The organism is Mammaliicoccus sp. Q-M61, assembly GCF_022386055.1.
Classification (GTDB): Bacteria; Bacillota; Bacilli; order Staphylococcales; family Staphylococcaceae; genus Mammaliicoccus; species Mammaliicoccus sciuri_A.
On the sequence record NZ_JAJNJL010000002.1, the window covers coordinates 99,605 to 116,313 of the forward strand.

Genomic DNA, 16,709 nt, shown 5'->3' on the forward strand with positions numbered 1-16,709 from the left:
AACGCTTTTTAAAATATTATTGATGCTTTTTTTGTTCGAAGTCTTCCCAAGCTTTGTTCTCGATAGGTAAGTTACCTTTAAAGTATTTACTTGCTCTATAGCCATAAGATACGTTTAAAATACCAAAGAATAATAATACTAAAACAATAATATAAGTGACTAATGTTGGGAATAACAATACTTGGTCTGCTGCAAATGCGATCATAAATATACCAAAGTAAAATCTTGAACGTGCTTTATGATAAGCTTTTCTAACGTCACGTTTCGTTCTAAATGAACGTGCTAAATTTAAGATAGCAAATATTAAAGCAATAATCATAACAGTTACTGCTAAAGCAACTAGTGTAGACATAATTTCAGATGACATGTTTGATTCCTCCTACCAAGTCGAATTATATCAATTAATAAAATATAAGTAAATATAAAGAAAGAAGGATAACAATGGAAGAAATATTAAATAAAATAAAGCAATATGAAACAATTATCATACATAGGCATGTTAGACCAGACCCTGATGCATACGGCTCTCAATTAGGCTTGAAATATATATTACAAGAGGCTTTTCCAGAGAAAAATATATATGCAGTCGGTCAACCAGAACCAACGCTAACATTTATTGGAGATTTGGATGAAATTGCAGATGACACATATAATGGCGCACTTGTGATTGTTTGTGATACAGCAAACGCACCACGTATAGATGATAGTCGCTATAATACTGGTGAAGAATTAATTAAGATTGACCATCACCCTCCAGTTGACTCATATGGTGATATTAATTTTGTAAATACAGAAGCATCATCTACAAGTGAAATTATCTTTGATTTAAATAAATCATGGAATTTAAAAGGTTCAAATGTAAGTGAGAAAGCAAGTAGAGTCTTATATTTAGGCATCGTTGGTGACACAGGTAGATTCTTATTTGATAATACGTCTACACATACAATGGAAGTTGCAGCAGAGTTAATGACGAAAGAATTTGAACGTACTAAATTACTTAACCAATTGAGTGAAAGAGACCCAGCTTTACTTCACTTCCAAGGATATATTCTTCAGAATTTCAAATATGATGGTGAGGGATTCTGTTCAATTAAAATTACGAAAGATATACTTGAACAATTCAACTTGCAACCTAATGAAGCTTCATTATTCGTGAATACTGTTTCAGATATTAAAGGATTAAAAGCATGGGTATTTGCTGTCGATGAAGGTAAAGAAATAAGATGTAGAATTCGTTCAAAAGGCATAAAAATTAATCATATCGCAGCTAAATATAACGGTGGAGGACATCCAAATGCTTCAGGTGCATCTGTATATAGTTGGGAAGAGTTTGATGCATTAGCAGCAGATATTAAATCTGAAATATAGGAGGTGAGCGCATGGTAAGTCATTTAAATATTCATTCATCATATGATTTGCTTAATTCAAGTATTAGAATCCCAGATGTTGTTCAAAAAGCTAAAAATGAAAATTATCAAGCGCTTGCTCTTACAGATTTAAATGTTCTGCACGGTGCTTTACAATTTTATGATGCATGTATAAAACAAAATATAAAACCTATCATCGGATTAACTATTTATTTAGATGACCAACTCAATCAAGTTGAATGTGTGGTCTTAGCTAAAAATAAAACGGGCTATCATAATTTAATTAAGTTATCGTCTGCTATATCCATTAAAGAACGATTTTCAGCACCAATTGAATGGGTAAATGCATATTCAGAAGGTCTTATAATTATTGGTAAACAAATCAATGAAGCCAACTATTATTTATTCCAAGCTATAACAATTGATGACAATGATAAATATATTTCTCATGATTCTACGATTGATATGGATCATAAAAAAGTCTTTATGAAGTCTGCACTTTATTTGAATGAAAATGATGGTGATAGTTTAATTGCACTTCACGCAATTAAAAATAATGAAAAATTAACGATGAGTGATTTTCAACAAAACTTAAATCATCATTTTTTAACTAAACAAGATATATCGCAAATTAATATAGATGAAGCGTACATACAAAATACAGATGAAATAGCTCAAAAATGTCAGGTCGAAATTGAGTATCATCAAGATTTATTACCAAAATATAAAACGCCTGATAATCAATCAAGTGATGAATATCTTTGGGAATTATTAATGATGAATAAAGCAAAGTATCCACAATTTAATGAAGTATATGAAAAAAGACTTCAATACGAATACGATATTATTGTAAAAATGGGATATTCAGATTATTTCCTAATCGTTAGTGACTTAATCAATTATGCGAAAGATCAAAATGTATTAGTTGGACCTGGACGTGGTTCATCTGGTGGGTCTCTAGTTAGTTTTATTTTAAATATTACAACTATCGATCCGATTGAATTTGATTTGTTATTTGAAAGATTTTTAAACCCAGAACGTGTGACGATGCCAGATATTGATATCGACTTTCAAGATACTAAGCGTGATAAAGTGATTCAATATGTTCAAGAAAAATACGGTGATAATCGTGTTGCTGGGATTGTAACATACGGTCATCTTCAAGCGAGAGCAGTAGCAAGAGATGTAGGTAGAATATTGCAGTTTGATGATGCTACACTCAATTACATTTCAAAATTAATTCCTCATAAATTAGGTATTACGTTAAACGAAGCATTTGAAGATGATGCGTTTAAACAATTTGTTAACCAGAATCATTTGCATGAAAAATGGTTTCAACTAAGTAAACAATTAGAAGGTTTACCGAGACATACATCGACCCATGCAGCAGGTATCATTATTAATGATCAGTCTTTACACCAATTTGTACCTACGATGATGGGTGATACAGGTGTCTTAACGCAATGGACGATGACAGAAACTGAAAAGATCGGTCTATTGAAAATCGACTTTCTTGGTTTGAGAAATTTATCGATTATTCAACAAGTGGTCAATCAAGTGAAATATCAAGAAAATCAAATTGTAGATATTGAAAAAATTCCTTTTGATGATCCTAAAGTCTTTCAACTATTGTCTAAAGGTGAAACAACAGGTATTTTCCAACTCGAATCTCAAGGTGTTAGAAGTGTATTAAAAAGGTTAAAGCCTGACCATTTTCTCGATATTGTAGCAGTTACATCTCTATATAGACCTGGACCAATGGAAGAAATACCAACATATATTAAAAGACGTAGACAAAATGCAGAGATAGAATATTTACATCCAGATTTAAAAGATATATTGAAATCAACATATGGCGTTATTATTTATCAAGAACAGATTATGCAAATTGCGAGTAAGTTCGCAGGATTCTCATATGGTGAAGCGGATATTTTGAGACGTGCGATGAGTAAGAAGAACAGAGCAGTGTTAGAAAATGAAAGAAAACATTTCGTGAATGGTAGCTTAGAAAGAGGTTACGAGGAATCAACAGCTGTAAAAATATTTGATTTAATACTGAAGTTTGCAGACTATGGTTATCCAAAAGCACATGCAGTTGCATATAGTAAAATTGCGTATATCATGACTTATTTGAAAGTACATTATCCGACATACTTTTACGCTGCGATTCTTTCTAATGTAGTTGGTAATGAAGTTAAGACAGAACAAATGGTAACGGAACTTAAAAGAATTGGTGTGGAAATATATCCACCGTCCATTAATCATAGTGAATGGTTCTATAAAGCAACTAAAAAAGGTATATATACATCACTTGGTGCAATTAAAAGCGTTGGTTATCAAAGTGTAAAAGTGATTGTTGATGAAAGAAAAACAAACGGAACGTATAAAGATATGTTTGATCTTGTACATCGATTACCAAGTAAGGCTAAAAGTAAGAAATTGATACAAGCACTTATATATGCTGGCGCTTTAGATGATTTTGGTCAGACTAGAGCGACGTTGTTACAGTCTATTGACGATGTTTATGAAAGTAGCGAGTCTGTCGGAGATTCTAATAATTTATTGAAAGAATTAGGTTTGAATGTAAAAAAAGAATTTAAAGAAGTTGACGAAATGCCTAATCTTATGAAAAGTGAATATGAAAAAGAATACTTAGGGTTCTATGCAACTGAGCATCCAATCATTTCATTATTCAATCAACATCAATATTTATCGATTTATCCATTAAGAATAGACCATAATAAAGTACCGATGCTCGTAATGATTGCATCACTTAGGAAAATTAGAACTAAAAAAGGTCAAAATATGGCGTTCGTCAATTTAATAGATGGATTAAATGAAGTTGAGGGGGTTATATTCCCTGATGCATATAAACAAATTGAAACAACTGATATTACCAATGTCCCAGTAATTATCAATGGCAAATTCGAAAAAAGAAATGGTAAGACACAAATGATTATTAATCAAATAGATACATTAGAAGCATTTAAACAACATAAATTTAATACGACAAAAGAAGTCGTCGTAAGAAATGTAGAAGATTTAGAAGAGTGGATAACAAATGACCACGATCGTCATATTAAAGTAACGTATTTTAATGATAAAGATTATAGTTCAAAAATGCTTGGCTATTTAAACTTAAATCATGGTAATTTTGAAGAATTTATTCATAAAATCGGTTATGAAAATGTACGTCTTTTATAGGCTTTATTAATTAAATAATTTATGCTATAGTATTCTTCATGGTGGTCTGACCACTATGAAGAATTTTTTAATTTAAATATAGAAATTTAATGTATAATAAAGGGATAGATACATACAATGAAGGGATGATTATTTTGTCATTAAGAGATGATGCACTATATATGCATAAAGAAAAACAAGGTAAATTAGGCGTTTATGCCAAAGTTAAAGTCACTAATAAAGAGGAATTAAGTCTTGCTTATTCTCCAGGTGTTGCGGAACCATGTAAAGATATACATGAAGACGTAAGAAAAGTATATGACTATACAATGAAATCAAATGCAGTAGCTGTAATTACAGATGGAACAGCTGTATTAGGTTTAGGTGATATTGGTCCTGAAGCAAGTATACCTGTAATGGAAGGGAAAGCAGTTTTATTCAAAAGCTTTGCTGGTGTAGATGGTGTACCAATTGCACTTAATACGACAGACGTTGATGAAATTGTGAATACTGTTAAATTATTAGAACCTAACTACGGTGGCGTTAACTTAGAAGATATTTCAGCACCTCGATGCTTTGAAATTGAAGAACGTCTAAAAAAAGAAACTAAAATACCTGTCTTTCATGATGATCAGCATGGTACAGCGATCGTAACTGTTGCTGGTTTGATTAATGCATTGAAAATTACTGACAGAAAATTATCCGATATAAAAGTTGTTTTAAACGGTGCAGGTGCAGCTGGTATTGCAATTATTAAATTATTATACAGTTATGGTGTAAGAAATATGATTATGTGTGATTCTAGAGGTGCGATTTACGAAGACCGTCCTTATGGTATGAATCCTACTAAAGACTTTGTTGCGAAATGGACAAACAAAGACAAAACAGAAGGTCAATTATCAGATGTTATTAAAGATGCGGATGTATTTGTAGGTGTATCTGTTGAAGGCGCATTAACTAAAGAATTAGTTGAAACTATGGCTGAAGATCCAATTATCTTTGCTATGGCTAACCCAGTTCCTGAAATTATGCCAGATATAGCAAAAGAAGCGGGTGCTAAAGTTATTGGTACAGGACGTTCTGATTTCCCTAACCAAATTAATAATGTATTAGCATTTCCTGGTATTTTTAGAGGTGCATTAGATATTCGTGCAACTCATATAAATGAAGAAATGAAACAAGCTGCAGTAGAAGCAATTGCTAACCTTGTTTCAGAGGAAGAATTAAACGCTGATTATGTCATTCCTGGGCCATTCGATCCAAGAGTTGCACCATATGTTGCGAAAGCAGTAGCAAAAGCTGGTATGGAATCAGGTGTAGCACGTATTGAAGTTGATGTTGATGAAATAGAACGTAGAACATATGAATTAGCAGACTTGTCATAATTTTGGAAGGAGACTCACGTTGGATAAAGAAAAGCAAAAAGGATTAATCAAGATTGTCGAACAAATTCAGTCAATTATTGTTGAAAAAAATATTCAAGTGGGTGAAAAATTGCCTTCCGAAAGATTTTTAAGTGAAACCTTAAATGTTGGACGTTCAAGTATCAGAGAAGCCCTAAGAGCATTAGAACTTTTAGGGGTGATACATACTAGAAGAGGTGAAGGTACATTCTTAAGTGATATGTACCAACACCAGCTTTTTGATTTAATCGGAAGGTTCTTAATTCATAATGAATCACAACTAGATGAAATCAATGAATTAAAATGGATGATTGAAAATTTCTGTGAAGAACACAATAACATTGAAACAAATTCAAAAGAAGAACTTGTTTCAAATAATAATAATCAAATTATGTATATGATTTGGAAGCTACTCTCTCAATATAGTGATAGATTTGAAAGAGACAATTGTAAATAAAATCAGGGGGATAGTGACATGTTTAAAGACTTGTTCAATCGAAGCCAGAAAAAGAAAAAATATGTAACTGTTCAAAACAGTAAAGATAATGACGTGCCTGAAGGTATCATGACTAAATGCCCTAAATGTAAAAAAATCATGTATACAAAAGAGCTCGTTCAAAACTTAAATGTCTGTTTTAACTGTGATCATCATATTGCATTAACTGCTCACGATAGAATTAGAGCTGTGAGTGATGAAGATGCATTTAAAGAGTTTGATGTTGGTATGACTGCTTCAAACCCATTAGAATTTCCTGGATATGAAGAAAAATTAGAAAAAGATAGAAAAAGCACTGGTTTAAATGATGCAGTCGTTACTGGTGTAACGTCAATTGACGGTATTCCTTATGGTATTTGTGTTATGGATTCAAGATTTAGAATGGGTAGTATGGGTGCAGTAGTAGGAGAGAAAATTTGTAGAATTGTCGATTATTGTGCAGATCACAATTTACCATTTGTATTGTTCACAGCAAGTGGTGGTGCAAGAATGCAAGAAGGCATCATCTCACTTATGCAAATGGCAAAGACAAGTGTATCCATTAAACGTCATAGTGATAAAGGCTTACTATTCATTTCATACATGACACACCCTACAACTGGAGGCGTTTCAGCAAGCTTTGCTTCAGTAGGTGATTTGAACTTTGCAGAACCGAAAGCTTTAATTGGATTTGCTGGTAGAAGAATCATTGAACAAACGATAAGTGAAAAACTACCTGACGATTTCCAAACTGCAGAATTTTTACTAGAACATGGCCAATTAGATAAAGTTGTACATCGAAAAGATATGTATAAAACTTTAAGTACTGTGCTTAAGATGCATCATAACGAGGTGAAAGACAATGCTTGAATTTGAAAAACCTTTAGAAGAAATTAAAGAAAAAATAGCATCTCTACAATCTTATCAAGAAAAACATGGTGTAGACTTAACAGATGAAATAGAAATATTGGAAGCCACTTTAACAAAAGAAACTGAACACATTTATAATAATTTAAAGCCTTGGGATAGAGTACAAGTTGCGAGATTACAAGAAAGACCTACAACTTTAGATTATATCCCTTACATATTTGATGATTTTATCGAACTTCACGGTGATCGTACTTTCCGTGATGATCCAGCATTAATAGGTGGATTGGCTTACTTTAATGGCTTACCTGTGACTGTTATAGGTCATCAAAGAGGTAAAGACACTAAAGATAATATTTATAGAAACTTTGGTATGGCACATCCTGAGGGATATCGTAAAGCATTGCGTTTAATGAAGCAGGCTGAAAAGTTTAATAGACCGATCATTACGTTCATTGATACGAAAGGCGCATACCCAGGTAAAGCTGCAGAAGAACGTGGACAAAGTGAATCTATTGCTAAAAACTTAGTCGAAATGGCATCTTTAACAGTACCTGTTATTTCTATAGTTATTGGTGAAGGCGGAAGTGGTGGCGCACTTGGATTAGGCGTAACCAATCGTCTACTTATGTTAGAGAATAGTACTTATTCAGTTATTTCTCCAGAAGGTGCAGCAGCATTGTTATGGAAAGATTCTGGGCTTGCTCAAATGGCAGCTGAAACAATGAAAATTACAGCACCTGACTTATTTGATTTAGATGTTGTAGATGAAGTTGTTAAAGAACCATTTGGTGGTGCTCATAAACATCTAGAATCACAAGCATCACTTATAAAGACATCAATTGAAAAACATCTTTCAGACTTAAGAACATTAAATGCAGAAAGTTTAGTTGAAGATCGTTTTAATAAGTATCGTAATATAGGAAGTTATATCGATTAGGATATTTAAAATGACAAGTAATCATTTATACTGATATAATTTCTTTTCATAAATTTATGTATATGTGCATAATTGAATTAAAATTAAGCGATTCCAACTTTTGAAAAATTACAAAAGTTGGAATCTTTTTTTAAGAAGACGTTTACATATTTAAATAACAGTAGTTTTAATGGAATCAAGCCAATATTTGTGTTATTTTTAAATTAACAATCATATAACAAGAGAGGTCTGTATATTTATGAAAAAAATTGCGGTTTTAACGAGCGGTGGAGATTCACCAGGGATGAACGCAGCAATTCGTGCAGTTGTTCGTAAAGCTATTTATCATGATATTGAAGTTTATGGTGTATACCAAGGTTACTTAGGCTTAATAAATGATAATATCAAAAAACTTGAATTAGGTTCAGTTGGTGACATGATTCAAAGAGGTGGTACATTCCTTTATTCTGCTAGATGTCCAGAATTTAAAGAAAAAGAAGTGCGTGCGAAAGCAATTGAAAACCTTGAAAAAAGAGGTATAGAAGGATTAGTTGTTATCGGTGGAGATGGAAGTTATAGAGGTGCACAAAGATTAAGCGAAGAAGCTAAAAATCTTAAAACTATCGGTGTACCCGGTACTATCGATAACGATATTAATGGTACAGACTTTACAATTGGTTTTGATACAGCACTTAACACAATCATTGATGCTGTCGATAAAATAAGAGATACAGCATCAAGTCATGAACGTACTTTTATTATTGAAGTAATGGGAAGAGACGCTGGTGATTTAGCGCTATGGTCAGGATTAGCAGCTGGAGCGGAAACAATTTTAATTCCAGAAGTTAAATCAGACATTGAAGAAATCGCTGAAAAAATTCAACATGGTATGGATAGAGGGAAAAAACATTCTATCATTATTTGTGCTGAAGGTGTCATGACTGGTCATCAATGTGGGGAAGAATTAAAGAAATTTATTAACATTGATACACGCGTTTCATGTTTAGGCCACATTCAAAGAGGTGGTACACCTACTGGAATGGATAGAGTACTTGCTTCTCGTTTAGGCGGTTATGCAGTTGAATTACTTATGCAAGGTGATAGTGCTAAAGCAGTTGGAATCCAACAAAATGAATTAACATGTACGCATTTTGATGAAATATTCCAAGCAGAACACAACATCGACAAGAAAATGTATAATTTAGCACATCAATTATCTATATAAAAAAAGAAAAACTACGGAGGTCATTTTAATATGAGAAAGACAAAAATTGTATGTACGATAGGTCCAGCATCAGAATCAGAAGAAATGTTAGAAAAATTAATGCTTGCAGGCATGAACGTTGCTAGATTGAACTTCTCACACGGAAGTCATGAAGAACATAAAGGTCGTATAGATACAATTAGAAAAGTAAGTTCTAAATTAAATAAAAATATTGGTATCTTATTAGATACTAAAGGTCCTGAAATTAGAACACATAACATGAAAGATGGTTTAATTGAACTTACTAAAGGTAGTGAAGTAACAGTTAAAACAACTGAAGTAGAAGGTACGCCTGAAGCGTTCTCAGTTACTTACGAAAAATTAGCAGAAGATGTAGAAGTTGGATCAACAATTCTACTTGATGATGGTTTAATTGAGCTTACAGTTAAATCTATTGATATCGCTAAAGGTGAAGTTCACTGTGACGTTCAAAATACTGGCGAATTAAAAAATAAAAAAGGTGTTAACTTACCAGGTGTTAAAGTAAACCTTCCAGGTATTACGGATAAAGACGCTAGTGATATCCGCTTCGGTATCGAACAAGGTGTAGACTTTATCGCAGCTAGTTTCGTAAGACGTCCATCAGATGTATTAGATATTCGTGCAATTTTAGAAGAAAAAGAAAATAATTTTATTAAAATTATTCCTAAAATTGAAAATGAAGAAGGTATTGAAAATATCGATGAAATTCTTCAAGTTTCAGATGGTTTAATGGTTGCTCGTGGTGATATGGGTGTTGAAATTTTACCAGAAGCAGTTCCAATGGTACAAAAACAATTAATCCAAAAATGTAATAAATTAGGTAAACCAGTTATTACAGCAACACAAATGTTAGATTCAATGCAAAGAAACCCACGTTGTACAAGAGCAGAAGCCAGTGACGTAGCGAACGCTATTTACGATGGTACAGATGCAGTCATGTTATCTGGTGAAACTGCAGCGGGATTATATCCTGAAGAAGCAGTACGTACAATGCAAAATATTGCAGTAGCTGCTGAAGAAGCTCAAGATTACAAAAAATTATTATCTGATCGTTCAAAAATGATCGATACGAATTTAGTTAATGCAATCGGTGTATCAGTTGCACATACAGCTTTAAACTTAAACGTTGAATCAATCGTAGCAGCAACTGAAAGTGGAGCTACAGCGCAAACAATTTCTAAATATAGACCACATTCACACATTATTGCAGTTACACCTAATGAAACAACTGCTCGTCATATGACATTAGTATGGGGCGTATTACCAGTTGTGAAAAAAGGTAAACAAACAACTGATGAATTATTAAATAATGCTGTATCAACAGCTGTTAACACAGGTTTAGTTGATAATGGTGATTTAATCATTATTACTGCAGGTGTACCAACAGGTGAAACAGGTACAACTAACTTAATGAAGATTCATTTAGTAGGTGACGAATTGGCTAAAGGTCAAGGAATCGGTCATCATTCAACAGTAGGTAAAGCTGTAGTAGCAAATACTGCTGACGACTTAAAAGGAAAAGATTTAAGTGAGTCAATTGTAATTACACAATCAACAGATGCTGATATGGTTCCATATTTAGAAAATGCTAAAGGAATTGTAACAGAAGAAGGCGGATTAACTTCACACGCTGCAGTTGTAGGCCTTAACTTAGGCGTAGCAACTATCGTAGGTGTAGAAGGCGCTCGCGAAAAAATAGCAGATGGTACATTAATTACATTAGATCCAAAACAACACAAAGTGTTCGAAGGATATGCTAACGTATTATAATATATGTGAGATAGAGATTGGGATATGATATCCTAGTCTCTTTTTTGATTTTATGAATGTATATGCCGTTATTAGCAGTCCTGGTCAAAAGTGCAAATACTGGTTCCTATATATGACTACTAAATAAGGCTACAAAAAAACATCTCATTTTCTGATTTGCTCAAGAAAATGAGATGTTTTTAATTTACTTTATTTAAATACTTTACGTTTTTGATTAAAGTACATGAATGTCAAAATGATAAACCAAATTGGTGTAATTAATATAGCGATTAATGTCACTTTATTAGTCATCAATAACACGAATACGAAAATAAAGAATATTAATGTAATCCATGCTACTGGAACACCACCAGGTAATTTGAAATCAGAAGCTTTGTTTAATTCTGGTGATATTTTACGATATCTAATATAAGCAATAATAATTAATGACCATACTACTAAGAAAAGAACAGTTGAAACTGATGTTACATATTTAAATACTTCACCAGCGTCTTTAATTACGTAATTTAAAAGTACTGAGATCATTAATAAGAAACAACTAAATAGTGTTGCTTTATAAGGGACACCAGTTTTATTTGTTTGACCAAAACTTTTATTTGCTTGTCCATTTTGTGATAATCCATAAAGCATTCTACTATTTGAGAAAATACCACTATTACAAGATGAAGCTGCAGCTGTTAAAACAACAAAGTTGATAATTGCTGCTGCGATTGGAATACCAATCAGTCCAAATAATTTTACGAATGGACTTTCGGCAGGGTCGATTTTGTCCCAAGGTGTAATTGACATGATGATAATAAGTGAACCTACATAGAAAAGCATAATTCTAACTGGAACACTATTTATCGCTCTTGGTATCGTCTTATGTGGATCTTTCGTTTCACCAGCTGTAACACCGATTAATTCAATACCTACAAATGAGAATGCTGCCATTTGGAATGATAAGAAGAAACCATTCATACCATTTGGGAAAATACCATTATGATCCCAAATATGTGTTAGTGAAGCTGTACCGTATGGTGTTTCATATGCCATTACGATCATGATAATACCGACAACGATTAATGCTACGATCGTTGTTATTTTAATAATAGAGAACCAGAACTCTAATTCACCAAATAGTTTAGCAGTCATTAAATTCATTGTCATTAATATGAGTATTGTAAATAATGCTGTAATCCATGTTGGTATGTCAGGAAACCAAAAACTTATGTATTTTGCTACTGCAGTTACTTCAGCCATACCAGTGACAATCCAACAGAACCAGTAAGTCCATCCTGTTATATATCCCGCGAATGGGCCGATATATGTATGTGTGACATCTGCAAAAGAATGAAAATCAGTGTTTGAGAGTAATATTTCCCCTAAAGCTCTCATAAACAGAAATAAAATTAAACCTATTATAATATAGGTCAGTAGTATTGAAGGGCCTGCTGAACTGATTGTTTCACCAGCACCTAAGAATAAGCCTGTACCTATAGCACCACCTATCGCAATAAGTTGTACATGCCTATTGCTTAACTCCCTTTGTAAATTGTTAGCCATATAAAATTTATCCCTCTTTCATATACAAACTTTTATGTTATTATTATGCGCTTACTGTAAGAAAATAGCAATTAAAAAATGAATGTTTAACAACTGTTTGATACCTGTTAACATGATTTATTATTTTTATCATATATAATAATAAAAATGAATGGATGAACGACGAAATGACGTATTCTGATAAAAATGATAGGGTATTACTCACTCGTAAATCCTTTTGTGTTCACGTTTTCGGGATATATTTAATTTACTATAGCAATATTATAAAAATTATAAAATTACAACTGTTTATTTTTATTCATCTAAAATTACTAAAGAATTTAAAGTTTAAAAGTCCTTCGCATTCACAAAACTCAAGAAATTATATATAATGATAGATGAAAGCCATTACATATATGGGCAATTATTTAGTAAGGGGGATATTATTATGGCACAAGTAGCAAAAGGGTTAGAGGGCATCATTGCTTCTGAAACTCAAATTAGTTCAATCATAGATAATCAATTAACTTATGCAGGTTATGAAATAGATGATTTAACTGAAAATGCTTTATTCGAAGAAGTTATGTTTTTACTATGGAATTTAAGATTACCAAACAAAGAGGAATTAGCTGAACTAAATGAGAAACTACTAGGATATATGACTCTAAACCCTAGAATGTATACACATTTTGAAGATTATGCGACTGATAAAGTTCATCCAATGACTGGATTACGTACTTCATTATCTTATTTAGCGCATTTCGATCCAGATGCTGAAAAATTTGATGAAGAAATGAACTATGAACGTGCAATTAGAATTCAAGCAAAAGTTGCATCGTTAGTTGCAGCATTTTCTCGTGTAAGACAAGGTAAAGAAGTTGTAAAACCTAAAAAAGATTTAACATATGCAGCAAACTTCTTATATATGTTAAGAGGTGAAGTTCCAACTGATGTTGAAGTAGAAGGTTTTAACAAAGCATTAATTTTACATGCTGACCATGAATTCAATGCTTCAACATTTACAGCACGTGTAGCGGTTTCGACATTATCTGATATGTATTCAGGTGTGACAGCAGCAGCTGGCGCATTGAAAGGCCCATTACATGGTGGTGCTAACGAACAAGTTATGAAAATGTTAACTGAAATTGGTACTGTCGACAAAACTGATGATTACATTAAAGAAAAAATCGCAAACAAAGAAAAAATTATGGGCTTCGGACACAGAGTTTATAAAAATGGTGATCCTAGAGCGAAGTACTTAAAAGAAATGAGTCGTCGTATTACAGATGAATCAGGTCAAAAAGAACTGTTTGAAATTTCTTTAAGAATTGCTGAAATTATGAAAGAAGAAAAGGGATTATTACCTAACGTTGACTTCTTCAGTGCAACTGTATATCACAGCATGGGTATTGATCACGACTTATTCACACCAATTTTTGCGATTAGCCGTATGTCAGGTTGGACAGCACATATTCTTGAACAATATAGAACAAATAGAATTATGAGACCAAGAGCTGAATATACTGGTGAACGTGATCGTAAATATGAACCAATTGAAAATCGTTAATTTAATGAATATAATATAACTAACAAATTTAATGGAGGAATCATATAATGACAGCAGAAAAAATTACAACAAATCAAGGCGTTTTAAATGTTCCAAATAATCCAGTTATCCCATTTATTATTGGGGATGGAATCGGACCAGATATCTGGAATGCAGCAAGTAGAGTATTAGATGCAGCTGTAGAAAAAGCATATAATGGCGAAAAGAAAATCGAATGGAAAGAAGTATTAGCAGGTCAAAAAGCATTCGATGAAACTGGTGAATGGTTACCAAACGAAACTTTAGAAACGATTAAAGAATATTTAATCGCTATTAAAGGTCCATTAACTACACCAATCGGTGGCGGAATTCGTTCATTAAACGTTGCTTTACGTCAAGAGTTAGATTTATTCACTTGTCTACGTCCAGTACGTTGGTTCAAAGGTGTTCCTTCACCTGTTAAACGTCCTGAAGATACAGATATGGTTATCTTCCGTGAAAATACTGAAGATATTTATGCTGGTATTGAATTCCAAGAAGGCTCAGATGAAGCTAAAAAAGTTATAGACTTCTTACAAAATGAAATGGGTGCTAAAAATATTAGATTCCCTGAAACTTCAGGTATCGGTATTAAACCAGTATCTAAAGAAGGTACTGAAAGATTAGTAAGAGCAGCAATTAACTATGCATTCGATAATAATCGTAGAAATGTTACGTTAGTTCATAAAGGTAACATTATGAAATTCACTGAAGGTGCTTTCAAAAAATGGGGTTACGATTTAGCTGAACGTGAATTCGGAGATCGCGTATTCACTTGGCAACAATACGATAAAATTGTTGAAGAAGAAGGTAAAGATGCTGCTAATAAAGCACAATCAGATGCAGAGGCTGAAGGTAAATTAATTATCAAAGACTCTATCGCTGATATCTTCTTACAACAAATTTTAACGCGTCCTGCTGAATTTGATGTAGTAGCTACAATGAACTTAAACGGTGACTACATTTCAGATGCATTAGCAGCTCAAGTTGGTGGTATTGGTATTGCACCAGGTGCAAACATTAACTACGAAACAGGACATGCAATTTTCGAAGCGACACACGGTACAGCTCCTAAATATGCTGGTTTAGATAAAGTTAACCCTTCATCAGTATTATTAAGTGGTGTATTAATGTTAGAACACTTAGGTTGGCAAGAAGCTGCTGACAAAGTAACACAATCTGTTGAAGCTACAATTGCTTCTAAAGTAGTAACATATGACTTTGCTCGTTTAATGGATGGCGCAACTGAAGTTAAATCTTCAGAATTCGCTGATGAATTAATTAAAAATTTACCATAATAGATTGTTATTTGAGGAAGGTTATTTATTAACCTTCCTTTTATTATAAGGAGATGAACAACATGGCAAGAAAGAAAATTTCAATTATTGGAGCAGGATTTACTGGCGCTACAGCTGCATTTATAGCAGCCCAAAAAGAGTTAGGTGATATTGTACTTGTTGATATGCCTCAATCTGAAAACCCAACAAAAGGGAAAGCGTTAGATATTGCAGAAAGCGCACCGGTATTAGGCTTTGATTCAAAAGTAACGGGTACTGCTAATTATGAAGATACAAAAGATTCAGATGTCGTCATTATTACAGCGGGTATTGCAAGAAAGCCTGGTATGTCACGTGATGATTTAGTACAAACGAATCAAAATGTTATGAAATCTGTAACGAAAGAAATTGTTAAATACTCACCTAATTGCGTTATCTTAGTCTTAACAAACCCTGTAGACGCTATGACTTATACAGTGTATAAAGAATCAGGATTTCCGAAAGAGCGCGTAATTGGTCAATCTGGCGTATTAGACACTGCTAGATTTAGAACATTTGTTGCAGAAGCATTAGACCTTTCTGTTAAAGATGTAACAGGATTTGTATTAGGTGGTCATGGAGATACAATGGTTCCACTTATTAGATACTCAGCAGCTGGTGGCGTACCTTTAGAAAAGTTATTATCTGAAGAAAAAATTGCTGAAATTGTTGATAGAACAAGAAAAGGTGGAGCTGAAATCGTTAATTTACTTGGTAACGGTTCGGCATACTATGCACCAGGAGCAGCTTTAATTGAAATGACAGAAGCAATATTGAAAGATCAAAAGAGAGTATTACCTTCAATTGCTTATTTAGAAGGTGAATATGGTTATCAAGACATCTATTTAGGTGTACCAACTGTATTAGGTGCTAAAGGTATTGAAAAAGTCATTGAGTTAGACTTAACTGACGAAGAAAAGCAATTACTTGATGAATCTGCTCAATCTGTTGAAGCAGTAAAGAATATTTTACAATAAAATAACAGTTAAAAGGCGCATTCTGCTTTGAATGCGTCTGTTTTATTTAGCTAGTGTTAACTTTTTGTAAAGTTCTC

General features: G+C 32.9%; 13 protein-coding genes. 11 read left to right on the forward strand and 2 right to left on the reverse strand.

Annotated elements, in window-relative coordinates; all coding sequences use genetic code 11:
• Positions 1-16 precede the first annotated feature (16 nt).
• On the reverse strand, positions 17-367 hold the full coding sequence (locus LQ677_RS03920) for a YtpI family protein (protein WP_191835678.1): 351 nt from the start codon (positions 365-367) through the stop codon (positions 17-19).
• A 74-nt stretch (positions 368-441) separates the two neighbouring features.
• On the opposite strand from LQ677_RS03920, the gene LQ677_RS03925 reads away from it, so the two are divergent.
• The 8 genes from LQ677_RS03925 to pyk all read left to right on the forward strand — a co-directional run bounded on the left by LQ677_RS03925 (position 442) and on the right by pyk (position 11,230).
• The gene (locus LQ677_RS03925) at positions 442-1,368 is read left to right on the forward strand and encodes a DHH family phosphoesterase (RefSeq protein WP_239748118.1); all 927 of its coding nucleotides are present in this window, start codon (positions 442-444) and stop codon (positions 1,366-1,368) included.
• A gap of 11 nt (positions 1,369-1,379) precedes the next feature.
• The gene (locus LQ677_RS03930) at positions 1,380-4,571 is read left to right on the forward strand and encodes a DNA polymerase III subunit alpha (protein ID WP_239748119.1); all 3,192 of its coding nucleotides are present in this window, start codon (positions 1,380-1,382) and stop codon (positions 4,569-4,571) included.
• A gap of 134 nt (positions 4,572-4,705) precedes the next feature.
• Positions 4,706-5,935: an NADP-dependent malic enzyme gene (ystJ, locus tag LQ677_RS03935; RefSeq protein WP_025904316.1), complete on the forward strand. Its 1,230-nt coding sequence runs from the start codon at positions 4,706-4,708 to the stop codon at positions 5,933-5,935.
• A gap of 19 nt (positions 5,936-5,954) precedes the next feature.
• Positions 5,955-6,410 carry a FadR/GntR family transcriptional regulator gene (locus LQ677_RS03940; protein WP_025904315.1) on the forward strand — a complete coding sequence of 152 codons (456 nt, stop codon included), beginning with the start codon at positions 5,955-5,957 and terminating at the stop codon, positions 6,408-6,410.
• 18 nt (positions 6,411-6,428) lie between these two features.
• On the forward strand, positions 6,429-7,298 hold the full coding sequence (gene accD, locus LQ677_RS03945; RefSeq protein WP_025904314.1) for an acetyl-CoA carboxylase, carboxyltransferase subunit beta: 870 nt from the start codon (positions 6,429-6,431) through the stop codon (positions 7,296-7,298).
• Positions 7,291-8,235: an acetyl-CoA carboxylase carboxyltransferase subunit alpha gene (locus tag LQ677_RS03950; protein WP_126477571.1), complete on the forward strand. Its 945-nt coding sequence runs from the start codon at positions 7,291-7,293 to the stop codon at positions 8,233-8,235. Before accD ends, LQ677_RS03950 begins: the two co-directional genes overlap by 8 nt.
• Positions 8,236-8,473: 238 nt before the next feature.
• On the forward strand, positions 8,474-9,439 hold the full coding sequence (gene pfkA / locus LQ677_RS03955) for a 6-phosphofructokinase (RefSeq protein WP_037588500.1): 966 nt from the start codon (positions 8,474-8,476) through the stop codon (positions 9,437-9,439).
• A 30-nt stretch (positions 9,440-9,469) separates the two neighbouring features.
• Entirely contained in the window at positions 9,470-11,230 is a 1,761-nt protein-coding gene (gene pyk, locus LQ677_RS03960) for a pyruvate kinase (RefSeq protein WP_191835675.1), read from the forward strand.
• Positions 11,231-11,419: 189 nt separating this feature from the next.
• Here pyk and LQ677_RS03965 read toward each other — a convergent pair whose 3' ends face one another.
• Positions 11,420-12,775: an amino acid permease gene (locus LQ677_RS03965; protein ID WP_037588496.1), complete on the reverse strand. Its 1,356-nt coding sequence runs from the start codon at positions 12,773-12,775 to the stop codon at positions 11,420-11,422.
• A 427-nt stretch (positions 12,776-13,202) separates the two neighbouring features.
• On the opposite strand from LQ677_RS03965, the gene LQ677_RS03970 reads away from it, so the two are divergent.
• The 3 genes from LQ677_RS03970 (at position 13,203) to mdh (ending at position 16,632) form a co-directional block, all read left to right on the forward strand.
• Positions 13,203-14,321, forward strand: a complete 1,119-nt coding sequence (locus tag LQ677_RS03970) for a citrate synthase (RefSeq protein ID WP_037588495.1) — start codon at positions 13,203-13,205, stop codon at positions 14,319-14,321.
• Positions 14,322-14,368: 47 nt separating this feature from the next.
• Positions 14,369-15,637, forward strand: coding sequence for an NADP-dependent isocitrate dehydrogenase (gene icd, locus LQ677_RS03975; RefSeq protein ID WP_025904308.1), 1,269 nt, complete (start codon positions 14,369-14,371; stop codon positions 15,635-15,637).
• Between the two features lie 62 nt (positions 15,638-15,699).
• Positions 15,700-16,632 carry a malate dehydrogenase gene (gene mdh, locus LQ677_RS03980; protein WP_191835674.1) on the forward strand — a complete coding sequence of 311 codons (933 nt, stop codon included), beginning with the start codon at positions 15,700-15,702 and terminating at the stop codon, positions 16,630-16,632.
• Positions 16,633-16,709 lie beyond the last annotated feature (77 nt).

Bases quoted from the DNA above. Each gene is read 5' to 3' on its own strand.
- pfkA (WP_037588500.1), top strand. From the start codon at position 8,474: ATGAAAAAAATTGCGGTTTTAACGAGCGGTGGAGATTCACCAGGGATG.
- mdh (WP_191835674.1), top strand. From the start codon at position 15,700: ATGGCAAGAAAGAAAATTTCAATTATTGGAGCAGGATTTACTGGCGCT.
- LQ677_RS03950 (WP_126477571.1), top strand. From the start codon at position 7,291: ATGCTTGAATTTGAAAAACCTTTAGAAGAAATTAAAGAAAAAATAGCA.
- accD (WP_025904314.1), top strand. From the start codon at position 6,429: ATGTTTAAAGACTTGTTCAATCGAAGCCAGAAAAAGAAAAAATATGTA.
- icd (WP_025904308.1), top strand. From the start codon at position 14,369: ATGACAGCAGAAAAAATTACAACAAATCAAGGCGTTTTAAATGTTCCA.
- LQ677_RS03930 (WP_239748119.1), top strand. From the start codon at position 1,380: ATGGTAAGTCATTTAAATATTCATTCATCATATGATTTGCTTAATTCA.
- LQ677_RS03965 (WP_037588496.1), bottom strand. From the start codon at position 12,775: ATGGCTAACAATTTACAAAGGGAGTTAAGCAATAGGCATGTACAACTT.
- pyk (WP_191835675.1), top strand. From the start codon at position 9,470: ATGAGAAAGACAAAAATTGTATGTACGATAGGTCCAGCATCAGAATCA.
- LQ677_RS03970 (WP_037588495.1), top strand. From the start codon at position 13,203: ATGGCACAAGTAGCAAAAGGGTTAGAGGGCATCATTGCTTCTGAAACT.
- LQ677_RS03920 (WP_191835678.1), bottom strand. From the start codon at position 367: ATGTCATCTGAAATTATGTCTACACTAGTTGCTTTAGCAGTAACTGTT.
- LQ677_RS03925 (WP_239748118.1), top strand. From the start codon at position 442: ATGGAAGAAATATTAAATAAAATAAAGCAATATGAAACAATTATCATA.